Below are 20,957 nucleotides of genomic sequence, written 5' to 3' on the forward strand. Positions count from 1 at the left end.
GCCTGTCAGACCCATTCCATGCCGGGAGATGCCGATGCCCTGCCCAGCGCTGCCCGACGGGTTCGACTTCACCGACCCCGATCTGCTGCAAGAGCGCGTCCCCCTCCCGGAGTTCGCCCGGCTGCGGCAGAGCGAACCGGTGCGCTGGATCGCCCAGCGCCCGCGCGTCTCCGGGTTCGACGACGCCGGCTACTGGGCCGTCACGCGGCACGAGGACGTCAAGTACGTGTCCACCCATCCGGAGTTGTACTCCTCGACCCTGAACACCGCGGTCATCCGCTTCAACGAGTCGATCAGCCGCGACCAGATCGACGTCCAGAAGTTGATCATGCTCAACATGGACCCGCCCGAGCACACCCGGGTCCGGCAGATCGTGCAGCGCGGCTTCACGCCCCGCGCCATCCGCTCGCTGGAGGACACCCTGCGCCGGCGCGCCACCTCCATCGTGGCGGCGGCCCTGGAGAACGCCGGTCCCGACGGCGCCTTCGACTTCGTGACGAACGTCGCCGTGGAACTCCCGCTCCAGGCCATCGCCGAGCTGATCGGCGTGCCCCAGGAGGACCGCTCCAAGATCTTCGACTGGTCCAACAAGATGGCGGGATACGACGACCCGGAGTACGCCGTCACGGAGGAGATCGGCGCCGAGGCGGCGATGGAGATCGTCTCCTACGCGATGAACCTCGCCGCGGCCCGCAAGGAATGCCCGGCCAAGGACATCGTCACCCAGTTGGTGGCGGCGGAGGACGAGGGGAACCTCGCCGGCGACGAGTTCGGCTTCTTCGTGATCCTGCTCGCGGTGGCCGGCAACGAGACCACCCGCAACGCCATCACCCACGGCATGCACGCCTTCCTCACCCACCCGGACCAGTGGGAGCTGTTCCTCCGCGAACGCCCCGCCACCACCGCCGAGGAGATCGTGCGCTGGGCCACGCCGGTGGTCGCCTTCCAGCGCACCGCGACCGAGGACACCGAGCTGGGCGGGGCCGCGATCAGGCGCGGCGACCGCGTCGGCCTCTTCTACTCCTCCGCCAACCACGACCCCGACGTCTTCGCGGACCCCGGCGCGTTCGACATCACCCGCGACCCCAACCCGCACCTCGGCTTCGGCGGGGGCGGCCCGCACTACTGCCTCGGCAAGTCGCTCGCGGTCCTGGAGATCAACCTCATCTTCGACGCGATCGCCGACGCCATGCCCGGCCTGCGGCTGGCCGCCGCCCCGCGCCGGCTGCGCTCGGCCTGGCTGAACGGGGTCAAGGAACTTCGGGTCACCACCGGCTGACCGCCGCCGTTTCGCCCGACGGGGCCGACGTCTCCGTTGCGGGCCGCGTCCCGAGAGGTGAACCTTGCCTCTCCAGGACTTCGAACGGAAACGGTGGCCGTGGTCTTCGCCGACTTCTCGACCGTCCCGCCCGGCAGCGCGTCCACCGAGCGGAAGTCAGCCTTCCGTACCTTCCTGCGGCGGTACCGGGTGCCGCTGCTCGCCACCGCCCCCACCCTTCCCCTGTACGCGGTGTGGGCGGCGTTCCTGGCCACGGGCGGTGGCGACCTCGCCGCCCAGCAGGCGTGGGCGCGGTTCGCCGCCGAGCACGGCGCGAGCGCGTACAGCCTGTTCTGGTACGGCGGCATGCACACCGCCAACTACAGCCTGATCTCGCCCTATCTCATGGCCGCCGTCGGCGTGCGGACCGTGACGGTGCTCTCCGGGATCGCCGGCGCGTGGCTGGTCGCCGCGCTCATCGAACGCACCGGCGTCCGCAGCCCCCTGTGGCCGGCGGTCCTCGCCTCGCTCGGCGTGTGGTGCAACGTCGCCTCGGGGCGCACCACCTTCGCCCTCGGCACCGCCTTCGCCTTCGCGGCCTGCCTGGCGCTCGTGCGGGAGCGGCGCGCGGTTCTCGCCGCGGTCTGCGCGGCGCTCGCCACCATGGGTTCACCCGTGGCGGGCCTGTTCCTGCTGGTCGCGGGCGCCGGCTACCTGCTCGTGCGCGACGTCGGGCGCGCCGCGGCGCTCGCCGTGCCGCCGGTGGCGGTCGTCACGGTCACCACTGTGCTCTTCCCGTTCGACGGCGAACAGCTGATGCCCTTCGACCGGATCTTCCCGCCCGTGCTGTTCGGCCTGGCCCTGGTCCTCGCGGCCCCCCGCGAGTGGCGGGTGCTGCGCCTGGGCGCGGGCGTGTACGCGGCCGGGACCGTGCTCACGTACCTCGTCCCCTCGCCCATCGGCACGAACGTGGAGCGCCTCGCGGAGCTGGTCGGCCCCGCCGTGCTGCTCGCGGCCCTGCTCGTGCCGGGCCGCGACCTGCTCCGGCGGGCCGCGCTGGCCGTGGCGCTGGTGCTCTGCTCGGGCTGGCTGGTCCAGAAGACGTACGACGATCTGGTGGTGTCCACGAAGGTGCCCGGCTGGGCGGCCGACACCCGGGGTGTCGTGCGGGCGCTGGAGCGCCTGGGCGCCGACCGGACGCGCGTGGAGGTGGTCCCCGCCCGCAACCACCGCGAGGCCACCGCCCTCGCCCCCTACGTGAACATGGCGCGCGGCTGGAACCGCCAGCTGGACATCCGGCGCGGCCGGCTCTTCTACGACGGGACGTTCTCGGCGGCCGCCTACCGCGCGTGGCTCGACCGGTGGGCCGTCGGCTATGTGGTGCTGCCCGCGGGCAAGCCGGACGGGTTCGCCGAACAGGAGGCGGAGCTGGTGGCGAGCGGGCCCGCGTGGCTGAAGCCGGTGTGGGGGGACGGGCACTGGCGGATCTTCCGGGTGCGGGAGCCGGTGCCCCTGGTGTCGGCGCCCGCCTCCGTGGTCCGCACCACGGGCTCGGACGTCGTCGTGCGGGTCCCCGAGCGCGGTTCGGTGACGGTGCGGCTCGTGTACTCGCCGTGGCTGCGGGCGCGGGGCGCCTGCCTGCGGCGGCAGGGTGAGTTCACCCGGCTCTCGGTGCCCGCGCCGGGCACCTACCGGATCACTTCGGGCTACGGTCCTTCGCCGCGTCCCTCGGCGTGCCGCTGACCGGGGCCGCCGCGCGGGCCGTCGGGGGCGGGCTCACCCGGGGGCCCGAGAGGAGGTGGGTGAGGCCGAAGCCCGCGCCGACCACGGCCGCGCCGCCCACCGCGTCGAGCACCCAGTGGTTGCCGGTGCCCACGATCGCGCAGAGCGTGAGGAAGGGGTGCAGCAGGCCGAGCGCCTTCAGCCACCACCTGGACGCGAGGACCACGACGACCAGGCCGCACCACAGGGACCAGCCGAAGTGCATCGAGGGCATCGCCGCGTACTGGTTGGTGAGGTCGGTCAGCGTGCCGTAGTTCGGCTTGGTGAAGTCCTGGACGCCGTGCACGGTGTCGATGAAGCCGAGGTCCGGCATCAGGCGCGGCGGGGCGAGCGGGTAGGCCCAGAAGCCGATGAGCGCGAGGACCGTCGCGAAGCCGAGCGCCGAGCGCGCCCAGCGGTACGCGGCGGGGCGGCGCGCGTACAGCGCGGCGAGGACGGCGAGCGGCACCACGAAGTGGAGCGACGTGTAGTAGAAGTCGAAGAAGTCCTCCAGCCACCCGGTGCGGGCGGTGAGGTGGTTGAACCGGCGCTCGACGTCGAGGGACAGGAACCGCTCGATGGCGTGGACCTGTTCGCCGTGGTGTTCGGCGGTGGCCCGGCCGCCGGAGATGGTGCCCCCGGTCGCGGCGAGTCTGACCTGCTGGTACGCGGAGTAGCCGACGCGGATCAGGAGCAGTTCGAGGAGCAGGTTCGGGCGGGTCACCACGCGCCGCCAGAACGGCACCAGCGGCACCCGGCTCCAGCGGGCGGGCACCGGTTCGGCGTACTCGGTGGGGATCGGGTCCCGGTAGCGCGGGTGCGTGCGGGACAGGAACGGCACGGCGGTGGCGGCGGCGAGCGCCGTGAGCAGCACGACGTTGTCGCGGATCGGCTGGGTGACCGGCAGGTTCGGCAGCATCATCGTGGCGGGCAGCGTGGAGACGAGCACGACGGTCACGGGCCACACGTACCGGTCACAGCGGCGGCTGCCGACGCGGCCGACCACCGCGAGGAGCACCCACAGCAGTTGGTGGCGCCAGGTCGTCGGGGACACGGCGACGACCACGCAGCCCGTGACGGCGACGGCCAGGAGCAGCTGCCCGTCCTCGGCACAGCGCACGGCGCGGCGCAGCCCGAGGTGGGCGACGGCCGCGCCCAGGGCCAGGAAGAGCCCTGTCTCCAGGGGGCCTTGGAGGCCGAAGCGCAGCAGCATGCCGTGCAGCGACTGGTTGGTGCCCGCGTCCGGGCTCGCGCCGAGGCCCGCTCCCGCGAGGTGATGGACCCAGTACGCCCATGAGTCCGCCGGCATCGCCGCCCACGCGAGGGCCGTGCAGGCGGCGAAGGTGAGGCCGGTGGAGGCCGCGGCCTTCTCGCGGCCGGTGCACCACAGCAGCACGGCGAAGAGCAGCACCGTGGGCTGCAGCGCCGCGCCGGCGCCGATCAGGGCCCCGCCGGCCCGCTCGCCGCGCACGGCGAAGAGGCCGAGCAGCACCAGCAGGACCGGCAGGATGCTCGTCTGGCCCAGGTGCAGGGTGTTGCGCACGGGGAGGGAGAGGATCAGCAGGCTGATGGCCACGGGGGCGGCGAGCAGCGAGGTGCGCCGGGAGACGGGCCGCGGCAGTGCGCGGGCGGCGACCAGACCGAGGACGACGACGAGTCCGAGCGTGCCGAAGGTCCAGGCCCAGCCGAGCGCCTGCTCCCCCGGGCGGGCGAGCGGTTTGAGGACGAGCCCGGCGAAGGGGGTGCCGGTGAACCGGTCCGCGTCGTAGAGGGAGCCTGCGACGTGCAGGACGCCCTCCGGTCCCAGCCAGGTCTCCAGGTCGATGAGACGTTCACCCCTCGGGGTGCCCAGGACATCGGCCACCTGGCGGATCGCGAGGACGGCGGCGATCAGCCACAGGGCCGCGCGGAGCGCGCCGATCCGCGCGCCGGGCTCGCCGGCCGACCCCGTCCGCACCGCGTTTCCGGGTCCGCCGTGCTCAACGTTCGCCACGCGCCGTCGGCCCTTCCGCCCCGTCCGTCCTGCCTGCGGTCCGATCCGTCATGCCCGCGACCCCGTCCGTGGAGAGCCGCGTCCCCTCTCGCGGGACGCGTGCGACCGCTCGTTCACCCGACGGCCACACCGCTTTCTATCGGCATTTATCGGTCTTTCCCAACCACCTTCCGTTGTGGTTCCGGCGGCGTGGTTCCGGGCCGGGCAGCGACATAGATCACAAGATCGGCGCTCGCCCGCTCCCGGTAGAAACGGTGTTTGACCTGCATAAGGGGCCTTTCCTCGCCCTCTGCGGTCGTCCGGCAGCCGTCCGTAATGATGGCTGATGCACCTATGGTCGCTTTTCGGGTCGCCCCGGGTAAGCGCGGGCGGCCCCGTCCTTGTCGTCGACCGAAAGCGGGCGAGCGAACCCTTGCCGAGCGCCACTCCCGTCGCACTCCGGAAGCCCGAGTCCGCACCGGGGACCGTCCCCCCGCCCGCCGCCGGCGGCGTCACCGTCACCGACCCCGCGATGGTCAGGCGCGCGGTGAAGGCGGCCGCCCTCGGCAACGCGATGGAGTGGTTCGACTTCGGCGTCTACAGCTACATCGCCGTGACGCTGGGCAAGGTCTTCTTCCCCTCGGGCAACCCCACGGCCCAGCTGCTCTCCACCTTCGGCGCGTTCGCCGCGGCCTTCCTGATCCGGCCGCTCGGCGGCATGGTCTTCGGTCCGCTGGGCGACCGGGTGGGCCGCCAGAAGGTCCTCGCCCTCACCATGATCATGATGGCGGCGGGCACGTTCGCGATCGGCCTGATCCCCTCCTACGCGACCATCGGCGTCTGGGCGCCGGTGCTGCTCCTGCTCGCCCGGCTGGTGCAGGGCTTCTCCACGGGCGGCGAGTACGCGGGTGCCTCCACGTTCATCGCGGAGTACTCCCCCGACAAGAAGCGCGGCTTCCTCGGCAGCTGGCTGGAGTTCGGCACGCTCGCCGGCTACATCGGCGGCGCCGGCCTGGTCACCCTGATGACGGCGCTGATGTCGTCGCAGGACCTGCTGGCCTGGGGCTGGCGCATCCCGTTCCTGATCGCGGGCCCGATGGGCCTGATCGGCCTCTACCTGCGGATGCGCCTGGAGGAGACGCCGGCGTTCGCCGCCGAGCTGGAGAAGGCCCACAAGGACGAGCAGGCCCGCGCGAAGGTCCGGCTGCGCGACATGGTGACGGGCCAGTGGAAGGCCCTGCTGCTGTGCATGGGCCTGGTCCTGGTCTTCAACGTCACGGACTACATGCTGCTCTCCTACATGCCGAGCTATCTGACCAGCGAGCTGAAGTACGACGAGACGCACGGGCTGCTGGTCATCCTCGGCGTCATGGCGCTGATGATGTGCGCCCAGCCGTTCGTCGGCGCGCTGAGCGACCGGGTGGGCCGCCGCCCGATCATCGCCACGGGCTGCGCGGGCTTCCTCCTGCTCTCCGTCCCCGCGCTGCTGCTGATCCGCGAGGGCTCGCTGTGGGCGATCGGCCTCGGCCTCGGCGCCCTCGGCCTGCTCCTCGTCTGCTTCACGGCCGCGATGCCCGCGACGCTCCCGGCCCTCTTCCCCACCAAGGTCCGCTACGGCTCGCTCTCCATCGGCTTCAACATCTCCGTCTCGGTCTTCGGCGGCACGACGCCGCTGGTGGTGACGGCACTGATCGGAGCGACGGGCGACACGATGATGCCCGCGTACTACATGATGGCGGCGGCCGTCATCGGCGGGATCGCCGTCTGGTACCTGACGGAATCAGCGGGCAAGCCCCTGCCGGGCTCCCCGCCGGCGGTGGAAGGCCCCGGTGACCGGGCAGGTTTCAGCCCCTCCGGCGTTTGAGGAGCGGGGCGCAGCCCCGGCAGCCGGGCCGAGCACGGACGGTGCCGACACCGATCGGGCAAGGCGCCCCCTGCCGCGGGACTAACCGGCGGGGCCGGTGGGAACGTACGCCCTCATGAGCCCCCAGCCCCCGCCCCCGCAGCCGTGGACCTCCGTCGACGACTACTTCTCCGACCTCCTCGCCCCGCCAGACGAGGCCCTCACCGCCGCCCTCCGCGACAGCGACACCGCGGGCCTGCCGCAGATCAACGTGACCCCGAACCAGGGCAAGCTGCTCCACCTCCTGGCACGGACGCAGGGCGCCCGCCGCATCCTGGAGATCGGCACCCTCGGCGGCTACAGCACCATCTGGCTGGCCCGCGCCCTGCCCGCCGACGGCCGCCTGATCACCCTGGAGTACAAGCCCGAGCACGCGGAGGTGGCCCGCGCCAACCTCGCCCGCGCCGGGCTCGACAAGGTCACCGAGGTCCGCGTCGGCCCCGCCCTGGACTCGCTCGCCGCGCTCGGCGCCGCGCACGCCGAGCAGCCCGCGCCCTTCGACTTCGTCTTCATCGACGCCGACAAGGCCAACAACCCGTACTACGTGGAGTGGTCGCTCCAACTCACCCGCCCCGGCAGCCTCATCGTCCTCGACAACGTCGTGCGCGGCGGCGCCGTCACCGACGCCGACGACCCGGACCCGGCCGTGCGCGGCACCCGCGCCGCGCTCGACCTCATGGCACGGCACCCGAAGCTGAGCGCGACGGCGGTGCAGACCGTGGGCGCCAAGGGGTACGACGGCTTCGCGCTGGCCCGCGTACTGGACTGACCCCCGCTGCACCTTCTGCCGGGACCGGCTCAACCCTCGTGGTAGAAGCCGACGTTGACGCTCCGCGGCCCGGACCTCTCCTGGACGAGCACCTCGCCCGAGCCGCCCCGGGGAAGCGGCGCCGCCCCTCCGTACGCGAGGGGCCGCGCCGCGCCCCCGGACACCACCCGCACCTCGGAGGCGGGGTCGGGGTGCGAGCCGCGCAGCCAGGTCACCGACCAGGTCCCGTCGGCTCCGCAGCGGAACTCCAGGTGCGTACGGGAGACGAACAGCCAGTCGTCCGGCGTCACCAGCCGGCACGCGCTCGCGTCGCGCCCCACCCGCAGCACCGCGCCCGGCTCGCTCGGCGCCTCGGCCATGAGCATGCCCGCGGTCGCGCCCGCGTCCGCCCCGGAGACCGAGGCCATCGTCAGCTCCAGCACGTGTGTACGCTCCTTCGACTCGGGGCGGCGCGAGCGCCGTCGCTCCACGCGCGCTGCGGCATTTTAGGGCGCTCCCGGGGGCGGACGCACGGGCTTGCGGGACGACATAGCGCCAAGGCCCGGCGGGCCGGGTCGGTCAAGCCCCGTTTGACGGCGCGCTTACGGGCAACCCGGTCCGAGGACAGGTGCGGGGGCGGCGTGCGGCCCCGCATCGCAAGGCCCACCCCCCGGGAAGGCACCCCATATATGTCCACAGTCATGATCATCATCCTGATCGCGGTGGTCGTCGTCATCGCCGCCGCCGCGCTCGTCCTGCTGAACCGCAAACGCAACGCGGGCGGCGGGCAGAGCCTCAAGCGCCGTTTCGGTCCCGAGTACGACCGCGCGGTCGCCCGGCACGACGGTGACACCAAAGCGGCCGAGCGCGACCTGGGCGAGCGGGTGAAGCGCCACGGCTCCCTCCAGGTGCGGCCGTTGGAGCCCGCGGCGCGCGAGCAGTACTCCGCCCGCTGGAACCACGCCCAGGAGCGGTTCGTCGACTCCCCGCGCGAGGCCGTCGCCGAGGCGGACCGGCTCATCGCCGAACTGGCCGGGGCCCGCGGCTTCCCCGACGCCGGCCACTACGAGGACCAGGTGGACGCCCTCTCCGTGCACCACGCCACCCACGTCCACGGCTACCGCAAGGTGCACCGCGCGGCGCTCGGCACGGACACCGCCGAGGGCGGCGCCGACACCGAGCAGCTGCGCGAGGCCATGGTCGAGGCGCGGGCGCTCTTCGACGCCCTGGTCGCGGACCGCACCGAGCACTCCGGCGCCCACTTCGGCAAGCACACGGCCGACAAGCATTCCGGCGGCATCACCCGAAAGGGAGTCCAGCATGGCTGACACGACGACACTGTTCCCGGCCGAGGAACGCGACAAGCTGACCCTGCGTCTGCAGAACGCCGTCAACGGCTTCGTCGACGGCCCGCGCGGCTCCGTCGAGGAGGTCGACCACGTCCTGGAGGAGGCCATCGCCCACCTCACGGACACCCTCGCGGAACGCCGCCGCGTCCTGCGCTCCGCCTGGCGGACCACCCCCGCCCGCTCCACGGCGGACGCGGACGGCGGCGCGCCCCCGGCCGCCGGGATGGCCCCGGGCGGCGCCCTGGCCACCGAGGGCACCGGCGCCCACACCCCCGCCCCCGAGGCCTCGACCACCGACACCGAGCAGCTGCGCCTGGCCCTGCGCGACTACCGCGAGACGGCCGAGCGCCTGCTGCGGCTCTGACGTCACCGGCACCGTACGGCAGGATGGCCGCATGAGCATCGTGAAGATCAACGCCCTGACCGTCCCCGAGGAACAGCGCGAGGTCCTGGAGAAGCGCTTCGCGTCCCGCGCGGGCGCGGTGGAGAACTCCGACGGCTTCGAGTGGTTCGAACTGCTGCGCCCCATCGAGGGCACCGACCAGTACCTCGTCTACACCCGCTGGCGCGACGAGGCCTCCTTCCAGGCGTGGATGGAGGGCCCCATGAAGGCCGCGCACCAGGGCGGCGGCGAGGGTGGCGGCGAGCGCCCGAAGCCCGCCGCCTCCGGGTCCACGGTGTGGTCCTTCGAGGTCGTCCAGCAGGCCGCGCCCAAGAGCTGACCCCGTGCGGCACGACGGCGCCCCGTGAGCAATTCGCTTGCGGGGCGCCGCTCTTGTGCCCCGAGAATGACCCCCATGACCGCAACCCCCGCCCGCCCCGCCTCCTGGACCGTCACCCCCGAGGCGTACGACGCGCCCGTGGCCGCCGCGCTCTGGCGCGCGTACTACACGGAGGTCAGCGACCGCTGGTATCTGCGCCACGACGGGTGCCGCACCGACCCCCGGGAGCTGGAGCGCGGGATCGCCGCCGAGACGGGGGCCGACCTCGCGCCGCCGGGCGGGGTGCTGCTGGTCGCGCGGTACGGCGGCGAGGCCGTCGGCACGGCGGGCGTACGGCTCCTGGAGGCGGGGACCGCCGAGCTGAAGCGGGTCTTCCTGCGCGCGGAGGCGCGGGGCAGGGGCGGCGCCCCGGTCCTGCTGGCCGCCGCCGAGGACGCTGCCCGCACCCTCGGCGCCCGGCGGATCGTCCTGGACACCCGCACCGACCTGGTGGAGGCCCGCGCCCTGTACGCGCGGCACGGCTACACGGAGACCGGGCCCTACGAGGAACGGCCGTACGCCGAGCACTGGTACGGCAAGGACCTCGTCCCTACACCGCCCGCAGGCGGCGCGTGGCCCCGTCGTGCGGGCGCTCCGACTCCGAGCCGCACAGCTCCGCGCTGAGCTGCTCGACCAGCTGGACCAGATCGGTCGGGCGGCGCGGGTCCCACCAGTCGCCGAGCAGCTCGGACAGGGACTCCTCGCGGGCCTTGGCCAGGTGTGCGGCGACCTCGCGGCCCTCGTCGGTCAGCCGCATCTCCAGGCCCCGCCGTTCGGCGAGGCGCCGCTCCTCCACCTGGCGGGCGGCGGCCGTGATGACACTCAGCGGCACGGTGGTGCGTTCGGCGAGCACGGCGGGTTCGACGGTGCCGTGCCGGGCGATGCGCAGGAGGAGCCAGCCGGCGGCGGGCAGCAGGTCGTAGCCCGCGCGGGCGGTGATCCGCTCGTAGATCTCCCGGCGGCCCTCCCGCGTCCCGAGCACCGACAGGGCGCGCGCCACCTCGTCGTACGACGAGCGTTCGACGGGGTTGCTCGCGAGCGTCTGCGTCGTGTCGGGCGCGGTGACCGAGCCCCGCAGCTTGTCCTCGCGCAGGAACCAGGCGAGGACGAAGGCGGCCAGCGCGACCGGCGCGGCGTACAGGAAGACGTCCGTGATCGAGGAGGCGTACGCGTGCAGGGCGCTCGGCCGCAGCTCGGCGGGGAGGCGTGCGATGCCGCGCGGGTCGGCCTCCAGGGTGCTCACGCCGACGCCGGGCGGCAGCCGCTGTCCGGCGAGGGCGTCGGTGAGCTTGTCGCCGAGGCGGTTGGTGAAGATCGTGCCGAAGATCGCGACGCCGAAAGAGGCGCCGATCGAGCGGAAGAAGGTCGCGCCGGAGGTGGCGACGCCGAGGTCCTCGTAGCCGACCGCGTTCTGCACGATGAGCACGAGGACCTGCATGACCAGGCCGAGTCCGAGGCCGAAGACGAAGAAGTACGCGCTCATCTCGCCGGTGGAGCTGTGCTCGTCGAGCCGGTGCAGCAGGAGCAGGCCGACCGTGGTGACGGCGGTGCCGACGACGGGGAAGACCTTCCAGCGGCCCGTGCGGCTGACGATCTGGCCGGAGGCGGTGGTCGACAGGAGCATGCCGGCCACCATCGGCAGCATGTGCACGCCCGACATGGTCGGTGAGACGCCCTGGACGACCTGGAGGAACGTCGGCAGGTAGGTCATCGCGCCGAACATCGCGAAGCCCACGACGAAGCTGATGACGGCGGAGAGCGTGAAGGTGCGCACGCGGAACAGCCGCAGCGGGAGCACCGGCTCCGCGGCCTTGCGCTCCACGGCCACGAAGGCCGCGGCGAGGACCGCGCCGAGCACGGCCAGGCCGATGATCCGCGGCGATCCCCACGCCCACGTGGTGCCGCCGAGGGATGCGACGAGGACCAGGCAGGTGGCGACGGACGCGATGAGGAACGTGCCGAGGTAGTCGATGGTGTGCCGGGTGTCGCGCTTCGGGATGTGGAGGGTGGTGGCGATGACGAGGAGCGCGACCACGCCGATCGGCAGGTTGACGTAGAAGACCCAGCGCCAGCTCAGGTGCTCGGTGAACAGGCCGCCGAGCAGCGGTCCGAGGACGCTGGTCGCGCCGAAGACCGCGCCGAACAGTCCCTGGTACTTGCCGCGTTCGCGGGGCGGCACGAGGTCCCCGACGATCGCCATGGACAGCACCATGAGCCCGCCGCCGCCGAGGCCCTGCAGGGCCCGGAACCCGATGAGCTGGGGCATGTTCCGCGCCATGCCGCACAGCGCCGAACCGACCAGGAAGATCATGATCGCGGTGAGGAAGAGCCTCTTGCGGCCGTACTGGTCGCCGAGCTTGCCCCAGAGCGGGGTCGCGGCCGTCGCGGCCAGCATGTACGCGGTGACGACCCAGGACAGGTGGTCCATGCCGCCCAGCTCGCTGACGATGGTCGGCAGGGCGGTCGAGACGATGGTCTGGTCGAGGGCGGCGAGCAGCATGCCGAGCAGCAGCGCGCCGATGGAGACCAGCACGCCGCCGTGTGGATGCCCGTTCACCCCCGGCCCGTGCGCGGGGTCGGGGCCCGGCCCGGCCGGGCGGGCGCTGACGTCCTGCGTCATGGGCACCTCCTGGAGGTTCCTGGGTCGGCCCGGGGCTGAGGGCGCTCCCCCTCCATCGTGGTCCGTGTGACCGGTTATGGCCTGTTGAAGCCGGGCCCCGCGTACTTCGCTGGACTCCTCGGGCGGACGGGACGGACGGGGCGGACGGGGCAGCGAGGACTGGGGGACGACGATGACCGAACCGGACAGACGGCGGTGCCCCGGGTGCGGGGCCCTGCGAGGGCCCGGCGGGGCCTCGGCGTGCGGCTGCGGCGGCCTCGGGGGGCGGTGCCCCGGGTGCGGGGCCCTGCGAGGGCCCGGCGGGGCCTCGGTGTGCGGCTGCGGCGGCCTCGGGGGGCGGTGCCCCGGGTGCGGGGCCCTGCGAGGGCCCGGCGGGGCCTCGGTGTGCGGCTGCGGCGGCCCCGGGGGGCGGTGCCCCGGGTGCGGGGCCGTGCGGGAGCCGGGCGGGGCCTCGGTGTGCGGCTGTGCGGGGCGTGCGGGGGAGGACGTCCGGCGGGAGCGGGCCGCGCAGGCGGCGGTCGCCGAGGACTTCGATCCGCTGCGCATCCGCCCCTACGTGTCCCTGCCCGCCCCGCCCCCGCCGGGCACCGCCACCCTGCCGACCGCCGCCGCCGGGTGCCTGCCGTCCGCTCCCCGGGGCGCCGGGGACGGGGCCGGGTCCGCTGAAGCCGGTGCGGGCGCGGCGAGCGGGGACGCCGAAGCCGGCGGCCCGAGGGCCGGGCGGGGACGGGCGTACGTCCTGGTCGGCGGGGCCTGCGCGGTGGCGGCCGTCACCGCTGCCGCCGTCTTCGCGACCGGGCTCTTCTCGTCGGCCGCCGACCGGCCGACCCGGAACCACGCGCTGCCCGACGCCCCGGCACCGGCCCTCGCCCACCCGACGGGGTCCACCCCGCCCACCGCGAGGCGCCCCGCGTCCCCGCCCCGCACCCACGCGCCCTCCGCCGCCCCGCCGACCGCGCCGAAGCCGTCCGCCTCGCCCACCCGCTCGGGACCGCCGAGACAGTCGTCGCCGCCCGCGCCGCCTCCCTCCGCACCGCCCTCGACCCTGCGCGTTACGGGCTCCGTGGACGCCACGGGGTCCGGCGGACCGGCCACCGGGACGCCCCTGCGGGAGGGCGACACGGGCCCCGGGGTCAGGGAGCTGCAGGCCCGTCTGGCGCAGCTGCGCCTGTACGCGGGCGAGCCGGACGGCGCGTACACCCGGGCCGTCACCGCCGCCGTACTGCGCTACCAGTGGTCCCGGGGCCTGGCCGCCGACCGGCCGGGCGAGTACGGCCCCCGGACGCGGCGCAGCCTGGAGGCGGAGACACGGGAGCCATAAGTCCCGTGGTCGAGGACGCCGCACCGGGTATACGGCTCTGCGTGAAAGATCCCCGCTCCACGCCGCAGGCGGCCACCGCCCCGACGGCGCTCAAGAAGGCCCTGACCACCCCGCTCCTGTACTTCTTCATCCTCGGCGACGTCCTCGGCGCGGGCGTGTACGTCCTCGTCGGCCAGATCGCCGCCGACTCCGGCGGCGCCGTATGGGTGCCGCTGGTCGTCGCGCTGTGCCTGGCGCTGCTGACGGCCGCCTCGTACGCCGAGCTCGTGACGAAATACCCCCGCGCGGGCGGCGCCTCCCACTACACGACGCTCGCGTACGGGCCCTTCGCGGGGTTCCTCGCCGGGTTCTGCATGCTCGCCGCCGGCATCGTCTCGGTGGCCGCACTGGCCCGCGGCTTCGCCGGTGACTACCTGACGGAGTTCGTCTCCTTCCCCGTCGCCCTGGTCGTCGTGGTCTTCCTGGCGGCGCTGGCGCTGCTGAACGCCCGGGGCATCAGGGAGTCGACGCGGGCCAACGCCGTCGCCACGGTCGTCGAGGTGAGCGGGCTGCTCATCGTCATCGGGCTCGGCCTGTGGATCGTGCTGCGCGGTGACGGGGACCCGGGGAGGCTGACGCAGCTGGGCACCGACAGCCACGGGCCCGCGGCGGCGGTGCTGAGCGGTGCGGTGCTCGCGTACTACTCGTTCGTGGGGTTCGAGACGTCCGTCAACGTGGCCGAGGAGACGCGGGACCCGCGGCGTTCGTATCCGAGGGCGCTGTTCGGTGCCCTGATCACGGCGGGCGCGGTGTACGCGCTGGTGGGGGCGGCGGCCGCGGCGGCCGTGCCGACCGGAAGGCTGGCGGAGTCCAGCGGGCCGCTGCTCGAAGTGGTCCGGGAGGCCGGCGGCGTCCCCACGTCGCTGTTCAGCGCCATCGCGCTGGTCGCGGTCGCCAACGGCGCGCTGCTCACCGGCATCATGTCCTCGCGTCTCGCGTTCGGCATGGCGCGGGACGGCCTGCTGCCGGGGTTCCTGACGAAGGTGCTGCCGTGGCGGCGCACGCCGTGGGCGTCGATCGCCGCCACGACGGCGCTGTCCCTGCTGCTCGCCCTGACCGGCGACGTGGCCACGCTGGCCTCGACGCTGGTGCTGCTGCTCCTGGTGGTCTTCTTCCTGGTCAACACCTCGGCCCTGGTACTGCGCCGACGCGCCGCAACCGCCGGTGGCGCCGGGAGCGCCGGGAGCGCCGGGAGCGCGGGGGAGCAGCCTGTCGGGGACCACTTCAAGGCGCCGGTGGCGGTGCCGTTCCTCGGCGCGGTCTCCTGCGTGGCGCTGGCGACCCAGGTGGAGCGCGAGGTGTGGTTCCGGGGCCTGATCGTGCTCGCGGTCGGCGCGGTGTGCGGCGCCTTCGCGGCGGCCCGCCTCCGCCGCGCCGCCCGCTGAGACACCCGGCCCCGGGGGCGGCCAGTCCCCCGCCGTGACGCCGGGCAAGGCGCATGGCGGGGGGCGTGGCGGGGCGGCCGGCAAGGCGCATGGCGGGACGCCCGGCCGGTCACCCGACGGCACGCCCGATGGGGGGCGTGGCGGGACGCCCGACAAGGCGCATGACGGAGACGCCCGGCCGGTCACCCGGCGGGAGGCTTGGCGGACGCCCGGAAAGGCCTGGCGGGCCGCCCGCCGGGGCGCCCCAGGTAGACGCCCGGCCGACGCCCGCCAGGGCGCCCGGTGAAACGCCGGCCGGGGGCGTGGCGCAGCCCTGTGCCACGCCCTCCGCCGGGCGCTCTGCGCGGCGAGTGGGTCAGGCGGGCAGGTCACCGGTGTAGCGGTAGATGTTGCCCGCCGAGTTGACGCCCCAGACCGTGCCGTCCGCACCCGCACCGATGTCCGTGAGCGCACCCGGCACCTGCGCCCAGGGACTCGCGTCGTTGTTCGCGAAGCGGTAGATGTTCCCGCCCGCGTTCACTCCCCACACCGTGGTGCGGGAGCCGGCCGCGATGCCCTTCAGGCCGCCGCTGATCTGCTTCCAGTGGCCCGCTTCCTGGTCACCGGTGTAGCGGTAGATGTTGCCCGCCGAGTTGACGCCCCAGACCGTGCCGTCCGCACCCGCACCGATGTCGGTGAGCGCACCCGGCACCTGTGCCCACGGGCTGGCGTCGTTGTTGGTGTAGCGGTAGATGTTCCCCGCCGCGTTGACACCCCACACGTTGGTCCTCGACCCCACCGTGATCCGGACCAGGCCGCCGCTGATCTGCTTCCAGTGGCCGGACTCCTGGTCACCGGTGTAGCGGTAGATGTTGCCCGCCGAGTTGACGCCCCAGACCGTGCCGTCCGCACCCGCACCGATGTCGGTGAGCCCACCGGGCACCTGCGCCCACGGGCTGGCGTCGTTGTTCGTGTAGCGGTAGATGTTCCCCGCCGCGTTGACACCCCACACGTTGGTCCTGGAGCCCACCGCGATCCGGACCAGGGCCCCGCTGATCTGCTTCCAGTCGGCCATGTGCCGACTCCTCTCGCTGGGAAGTGGTGCCAGGACGCTTCCACAGCGGAACGGTTCTTCTGTTGAGCGGATTTAATACGGCAGGGAGCTCATTGTCCGTAAGAGCACGTTTAGGGAGAGGGTCGCCCGCCCCGACTGGGCCACCGGCGCCCGCACCCGGTCATGGGGCGACGCGAATGATCGTCGCCCGTGTGGGTTACTCATCGGCGACAGGTTGACGCCGGGAACATCACGGCGCGGCCCGTCCGGTCACCGCCCCGGCACCCGCGTCACCCGAACGTCAGCCGGAACGCCCCGTCCCCCGCATCCGCGACCCGCACCCGCGTCAGGTCCGCCACATGGACGGTCGGCTCCAGCGAGGCCGCGCGTGCGCCGACACCCACCACGCGCATCCCGGCCGCCCGGCCCGCGAGGATGCCCGCCCGCGAGTCCTCGAAGACCACGCAGTCCGCCGGGTCGACCCCGAGCGCCGCCGCCCCCTTGAGGAACCCCTCGGGGTCCGGCTTGCTCGCGCCCACGCTCTCCGCGGTCACCCGCACCTCCGGCAGCGCCAGCCCCGCCGCGGCCATCCGGCCGGTGGACAGCGGCACGTCGGCGGAGGTCACGAGCGCGTGCGGCAGGCGCAGCCGGGCCAGCGAGGCCAGGAACGCGGGCGCGCCGGGCACCGGCACGACGCCCTCCATGTCGGCGGTCTCCGCGGCGAGCATCTCGCGGTTCTCGGCGTGGTTGTCGGCCATGGGCCGGTCCGGCAGCAGCAGCGCCATGGAGGCGTACCCCTGCCGTCCGTGGACGACCTCGATGACCTCGCCGAAGTCGAGCCCGTACCGCTCGGCCCAGCGCCGCCAGCAGCGCTCGACGACGGCGTCCGAGTTGACGAGGGTGCCGTCCATGTCGAGGAGGACGGCCCGGACGGTCAGTGCAGAGTCGGCGGTCGTGGCCGTCATCGACGTACTCCAGGGCGCAGAGGAAGATCCCGCGGGAAGAGCCGCCACGGGCCGGACCCGCGACGGGAGGATCAAGGCGGCCCCGCCCGCCGGTCAGGGAGTACGGGCGGAGCCACTTTGTTCCTGCACGGTACAAAACAAGCGCGCCAAAAGCCAACGCCGCAGGTCAGATGGGCCAAGGACGGCAAAACGGACCGCATCACGCACGCGCACGGACCGAGGTCACGCAAGCGCACGGACCGCCGTCACGCAAGCGCACGGACCGCCGTCACGCAAGCGCCTCGTAGAGGCTCCACACGCCGAGGCCCAGCATCAGCAGCGCCGCGATCTTCGTGATGAGCGCCAGCGGAACCCGCTTCATCAGCGCCTTTCCGCCGACGATGCCGAGCCCGGCGACCGCCCACAGCGCGAGCACCGCGCCGAGGCCCACGGAGAGCGGGTCGTCGTAGCGGGCGGCCATGTTCGCGGTCATGATCTGCGTCAGATCGCCGAACTCGGCGACCAGGATGAGCATGAAGCCCGCCCCGGCGACCTTCCAGAAGCTCTGGTCCTCGGGCTGCCTGACCTCTTCCTCCTCGCCGGCGCCCTTCAGCAGCAGCATCGCGGCGCCGCCGAGGAAGAGGACACCGGTCAGGGCGTGGACCAGCTGCTGCGGCAGCAGGGTCAGCACGCTGCCGGCCGCGACGGCGAGCACCACATGGACGGTGAAGGCGGCCGCGACCCCGGCGAAGACGTACGAGGCGCGGTAGCGCGTGCCGAGGACGAGGCCGGCCAGGGCCGTCTTGTCCGGCAGCTCGGCAAGGAAGACGACGCCGAAGACGAGCGCCGTCACGGTGATGCTGATCAAGGGTTCCTCAATCGGTCGGGGCCGCCCCACCGAGAGTGTTCCACCGCTTCGCGTACGACACCTCGGCACGGCAGCGCACACGGACGCGCACGGATGTACGCGTCCGGGCACACGCGGTTCGCGCGTGCCCGCACTGCTTGCCGAAGGTCTCGCTGGCCGGCCCCACGGGGCCTGCCTCCGGGCGCCGGCTCAGACGAGCTGAGCAGTATGTCGACGGTCCGGCGAAGAGCTACTCCCCTTCTGCGCCGTCCATCGTACGGGACGGCGCACGACACGCGGCCAGGGTCTTTCGGCCCGCGCCGGAGCGACGCCAAGTGACCTGGATCACTCGAACGCAACTCCCGCCCCACGCAATGCACATGACGGCGCGCCAGAACCATTGAACTTTCCACCTGATTGACGCGACCCTGTCATCAGACACACACCCCCCGGCCATCCCGCCCCACGAGCCTGGCCGCCCCACCGGTCAACGTCCCCCCATGTCAAGGGAGTTCACATGTCCTCTGTCTACGCGCGTCGACACCGCACGGCCGCTCTCGGCGCCACCGCCCTGCTGGCCTGCGCGGCCGTCCTCACCACCGGCACCCCCGCCCAGGCCGCTCCCCCCGAGCCGGTGAGCGCCGCCACCGCGCGCACCTACCTCGGCGAGCTGACCGTCAAGGCGGAAGGTTCCTCCGACGGCTACAGCCGGGACAAGTTCCCGCACTGGAGCACCCAGTCCGGCACCTGCAACACCCGCGAGGTCGTCCTCAAGCGCGACGGAACGAACGTCCAGCAGGACGCCGCCTGCGCGGCGGTCTCCGGCACCTGGAAGTCCCCTTACGACGGCGCCACCTGGACCGCCGCCTCCGACATCGACATCGACCACGTCGTGCCGCTCTCCGAGGCCTGGCGCTCCGGCGCCAGCGGCTGGACCACCGCGCAGCGCCAGGGCTTCGCCAACGACCTCTCCCAGCCGCAGCTGATCGCGGTCACCGACAACGTCAACCAGGCCAAGGGCGACCAGGACCCCGCCGAATGGATGCCGCCCACGGCCTCCTACCACTGCTTCTACGCCCGCATGTGGGTCGACGTGAAGCAGCACTACAAGCTCACGGTGGACCCCGCCGAGAAAAGCGCCCTGACCTCGATCCTGAGCGGCTGCTGAGCCCCCGGCCCAGCCGGACACCCCGGAATCGCCCCACCGGCCTCCGTCGTTCCGTACCGTACGGGGACGACGGAGGAGGGTGATCGCCTGTGGCACGGCTGCGGCTCGGTCCACTGCTGAGACATGTCGACGGCGCCTCGGCGACCGTCTGGGTCGAGACCGACGGGCCCTGCGCCGCCGAGGTGCGGTGCGCGGACGGCTCGCGCGGCTCCGCGCGCACCTTCCAGGTCGCGGGGCACCACTACGCCCTGATCCCGGTCACCGGGCTGACGCCGGGCACCGAGACGGCGTACGAGGTGCGGCTGGGCGGCGCCGAGGGTCCCGGGGGCGGCGCGCACGTCGTCTGGCCCCTGCCCGACTCCCGCTTCCCCGCCAGCACCATCCGCACCCTCGCCGAGGACGGCACCGCCGAGCTGCGCGTCACCTTCGGCTCGTGCCGCTGGGCCGCGCCGCCGTCCGGCGGGGACGACCCCGTGGGGCCCGACGCGCTGGACACCCTCGCCACCCGCATCGCCGCCGACCCGACCGCCGCCCGCCCCGACGTCCTGCTGCTCCTCGGCGACCAGGTGTACGCCGACGAGACCTCCCAGGCGATCCGGCGCCGGCTCGCCGCGCGCCGGGACCTCTCCGAGCCGCCGGGCGCCCAGGTCGCCGACTACGAGGAGTACACCCACCTCTACTACGAGTCCTGGCTGGACCCGGAGGTGCGCTGGCTGCTGTCCACCGTGCCGAGTTGCATGATCTTCGACGACCACGACGTGATCGACGATTGGAACACCAGTGCGGCCTGGGTGGCCGACATGCGGGCCACCCCCTGGTGGCGCGAGCGCATCCTGAGTGGCCTGATGTCGTACTGGGTCTACCAGCACCTCGGCAACCTGCGGCCGGCGGAACTGGAGAGCGACGACGTCTACGCCGCCGTCCGCGCCACGCCCGACGGCACGGACGCGCTGCGCGCCTTCGCCGCGGCCGCCGACGAGGATCCGGCCTCGACCCGCTGGAGCTACCGGCGGGACTTCGGGCGCGTACGCCTGTTGATGGTCGACACACGCGCGGCCCGCGTGCTGCGGGAGGACGAGCGCGCCATGCTGGACGCGGGCGAGGCGCGCTGGCTGCGCGAGCAGGCGGTGGAGGGCGCGGGCGGCTTCGACCACCTCCTCATCGGCTCGTCCCTGCCCTGGCTGCTGCCGCACCTCATCCACGACGCCGAGGGCTGGGCCTCGGCGCTGTGCCGGGGGGAGCGGGGCGAGCGCTGGGCCCGGTTCGGCGAGAACCTGCGCCGCCGCGCCGACCTGGAGCACTGGCCGGCCTTCCCGGCGTCCTTCGAGGCGCTGACCGCGCTGGTCGCCGAGGCGGGCACGGGTGAGGGCGCGCCCGCGACGGTGCTGGTGCTCTCGGGGGACGTCCACCACGCCTATGTCGCCGAGCCCGCCTGGCCCAAGGGCACCGGCCCCGACGCCCATGTCCTCCAGCTGACCTGCTCCCCCGTCCACAACTCGATCCCCACCTCGGTCACGCTCGGCTTCCGCTTCGGCTGGAGCCGCGTCGGCCGGGCGCTGGGCCGGCGTTTCGCGCGGCACGCCGACGTCACCCAGGCGGGCATCGACTGGCGGCGCACGGGCGGCCCCTGGTTCGGCAACCAGCTCATGACCCTGACCCTGCGCGGCCGCACCTGCCTCCTGCGCCTGGAGCAGGCCCGGCGGACCCGCGGCGCCGAGGCCCGCCTGGAGACGACGGAGGAACGACGCCTGTCCTAGGGCGTGTCCGCAAAGTGGTTGGCTCGTTGGTCTGTTCGTGGTGCGTCGTCATGAGCTGACAGATGAGTCGTGGGCGGTGATCGAGCCGTTG

General features: G+C 73.5%; 18 protein-coding genes. 12 read left to right on the plus strand and 6 right to left on the minus strand.

The window, feature by feature from the left end; translation table 11 throughout:
* Window positions 1–34 precede the first annotated feature (34 nt).
* Window positions 35–1,279 (plus strand): cytochrome P450, encoded by a 1,245-nt coding sequence (locus ABZ385_RS25300; RefSeq protein ID WP_358698974.1) that lies wholly within the window; start codon window positions 35–37, stop codon window positions 1,277–1,279.
* Between the two features lie 99 nt (window positions 1,280–1,378).
* Window positions 1,379–3,001: a hypothetical protein gene (locus tag ABZ385_RS25305; protein ID WP_358913288.1), complete on the plus strand. Its 1,623-nt coding sequence runs from the start codon at window positions 1,379–1,381 to the stop codon at window positions 2,999–3,001.
* Here the strand turns inward: ABZ385_RS25305 and ABZ385_RS25310 are convergent.
* Window positions 2,955–4,976 (minus strand): bifunctional glycosyltransferase 87/phosphatase PAP2 family protein, encoded by a 2,022-nt coding sequence (locus ABZ385_RS25310; RefSeq protein ID WP_358913315.1) that lies wholly within the window; start codon window positions 4,974–4,976, stop codon window positions 2,955–2,957. The genes ABZ385_RS25305 and ABZ385_RS25310 overlap by 47 nt on opposite strands.
* Before the next feature lie 448 nt (window positions 4,977–5,424).
* Here ABZ385_RS25310 and proP point away from each other — a divergent pair, with 448 nt between their 5' ends.
* Both proP and ABZ385_RS25320 read left to right on the plus strand, forming a co-directional pair.
* The gene (proP, locus tag ABZ385_RS25315) at window positions 5,425–6,855 is read left to right on the plus strand and encodes a glycine betaine/L-proline transporter ProP (RefSeq protein WP_358913290.1); all 1,431 of its coding nucleotides are present in this window, start codon (window positions 5,425–5,427) and stop codon (window positions 6,853–6,855) included.
* 115 nt (window positions 6,856–6,970) lie between these two features.
* The gene (locus ABZ385_RS25320) at window positions 6,971–7,663 is read left to right on the plus strand and encodes an O-methyltransferase (protein ID WP_358913292.1); all 693 of its coding nucleotides are present in this window, start codon (window positions 6,971–6,973) and stop codon (window positions 7,661–7,663) included.
* A 29-nt stretch (window positions 7,664–7,692) separates the two neighbouring features.
* Here the strand turns inward: ABZ385_RS25320 and ABZ385_RS25325 are convergent, their stop codons facing one another.
* A complete protein-coding gene (locus ABZ385_RS25325; RefSeq protein WP_358580007.1) occupies window positions 7,693–8,085 on the minus strand; it encodes a hypothetical protein in 393 nt (130 codons plus the stop codon).
* A 246-nt stretch (window positions 8,086–8,331) separates the two neighbouring features.
* Here ABZ385_RS25325 and ABZ385_RS25330 point away from each other — a divergent pair, with 246 nt between their 5' ends.
* The 4 genes from ABZ385_RS25330 (at window position 8,332) to ABZ385_RS25345 (ending at window position 10,376) form a co-directional block, all read left to right on the plus strand.
* Window positions 8,332–8,970, plus strand: a complete 639-nt coding sequence (locus ABZ385_RS25330) for a hypothetical protein (RefSeq protein ID WP_358913294.1) — start codon at window positions 8,332–8,334, stop codon at window positions 8,968–8,970.
* Window positions 8,963–9,355 carry a hypothetical protein gene (locus tag ABZ385_RS25335; protein ID WP_358913296.1) on the plus strand — a complete coding sequence of 131 codons (393 nt, stop codon included), beginning with the start codon at window positions 8,963–8,965 and terminating at the stop codon, window positions 9,353–9,355. Before ABZ385_RS25330 ends, ABZ385_RS25335 begins: the two co-directional genes overlap by 8 nt.
* A gap of 31 nt (window positions 9,356–9,386) precedes the next feature.
* Window positions 9,387–9,713: an antibiotic biosynthesis monooxygenase gene (locus ABZ385_RS25340; RefSeq protein WP_030777828.1), complete on the plus strand. Its 327-nt coding sequence runs from the start codon at window positions 9,387–9,389 to the stop codon at window positions 9,711–9,713.
* Window positions 9,714–9,788: 75 nt separating this feature from the next.
* Window positions 9,789–10,376, plus strand: a complete 588-nt coding sequence (locus ABZ385_RS25345) for a GNAT family N-acetyltransferase (RefSeq protein ID WP_358913297.1) — start codon at window positions 9,789–9,791, stop codon at window positions 10,374–10,376.
* Here ABZ385_RS25345 and ABZ385_RS25350 read toward each other — a convergent pair.
* Window positions 10,303–12,252 carry an MDR family MFS transporter gene (locus ABZ385_RS25350; RefSeq protein WP_358913317.1) on the minus strand — a complete coding sequence of 650 codons (1,950 nt, stop codon included), beginning with the start codon at window positions 12,250–12,252 and terminating at the stop codon, window positions 10,303–10,305. The two genes, ABZ385_RS25345 and ABZ385_RS25350, sit on opposite strands and share 74 nt — an antisense overlap.
* A gap of 550 nt (window positions 12,253–12,802) precedes the next feature.
* Here ABZ385_RS25350 and ABZ385_RS25355 point away from each other — a divergent pair.
* Window positions 12,803–13,693, plus strand: a complete 891-nt coding sequence (locus tag ABZ385_RS25355; protein ID WP_358913299.1) for a peptidoglycan-binding domain-containing protein — start codon at window positions 12,803–12,805, stop codon at window positions 13,691–13,693.
* A gap of 41 nt (window positions 13,694–13,734) precedes the next feature.
* A complete protein-coding gene (locus ABZ385_RS25360; protein WP_358913300.1) occupies window positions 13,735–15,117 on the plus strand; it encodes an APC family permease in 1,383 nt (460 codons plus the stop codon).
* Between the two features lie 355 nt (window positions 15,118–15,472).
* Here ABZ385_RS25360 and ABZ385_RS25365 read toward each other — a convergent pair whose 3' ends face one another.
* From ABZ385_RS25365 to ABZ385_RS25375, 3 genes are all read right to left on the minus strand, one after another.
* The gene (locus ABZ385_RS25365; protein ID WP_358701632.1) at window positions 15,473–16,171 is read right to left on the minus strand and encodes a tectonin domain-containing protein; all 699 of its coding nucleotides are present in this window, start codon (window positions 16,169–16,171) and stop codon (window positions 15,473–15,475) included.
* 269 nt (window positions 16,172–16,440) lie between these two features.
* Window positions 16,441–17,115: an HAD family hydrolase gene (locus tag ABZ385_RS25370; protein WP_358581742.1), complete on the minus strand. Its 675-nt coding sequence runs from the start codon at window positions 17,113–17,115 to the stop codon at window positions 16,441–16,443.
* Between the two features lie 268 nt (window positions 17,116–17,383).
* Window positions 17,384–17,962 (minus strand): TMEM165/GDT1 family protein, encoded by a 579-nt coding sequence (locus tag ABZ385_RS25375; RefSeq protein WP_358913301.1) that lies wholly within the window; start codon window positions 17,960–17,962, stop codon window positions 17,384–17,386.
* Window positions 17,963–18,458: 496 nt separating this feature from the next.
* On the opposite strand from ABZ385_RS25375, the gene ABZ385_RS25380 reads away from it, so the two are divergent.
* On the plus strand, window positions 18,459–19,109 hold the full coding sequence (locus ABZ385_RS25380; protein WP_358700356.1) for an HNH endonuclease family protein: 651 nt from the start codon (window positions 18,459–18,461) through the stop codon (window positions 19,107–19,109).
* A gap of 89 nt (window positions 19,110–19,198) precedes the next feature.
* Window positions 19,199–20,866: an alkaline phosphatase D family protein gene (locus tag ABZ385_RS25385; protein WP_358913303.1), complete on the plus strand. Its 1,668-nt coding sequence runs from the start codon at window positions 19,199–19,201 to the stop codon at window positions 20,864–20,866.
* The last annotated feature ends 91 nt before the right edge of the window (window positions 20,867–20,957 follow it).

This window comes from Streptomyces sp. NPDC005898 (assembly GCF_040629635.1).
In the GTDB taxonomy this organism is placed as follows: domain Bacteria; phylum Actinomycetota; class Actinomycetes; order Streptomycetales; family Streptomycetaceae; genus Streptomyces.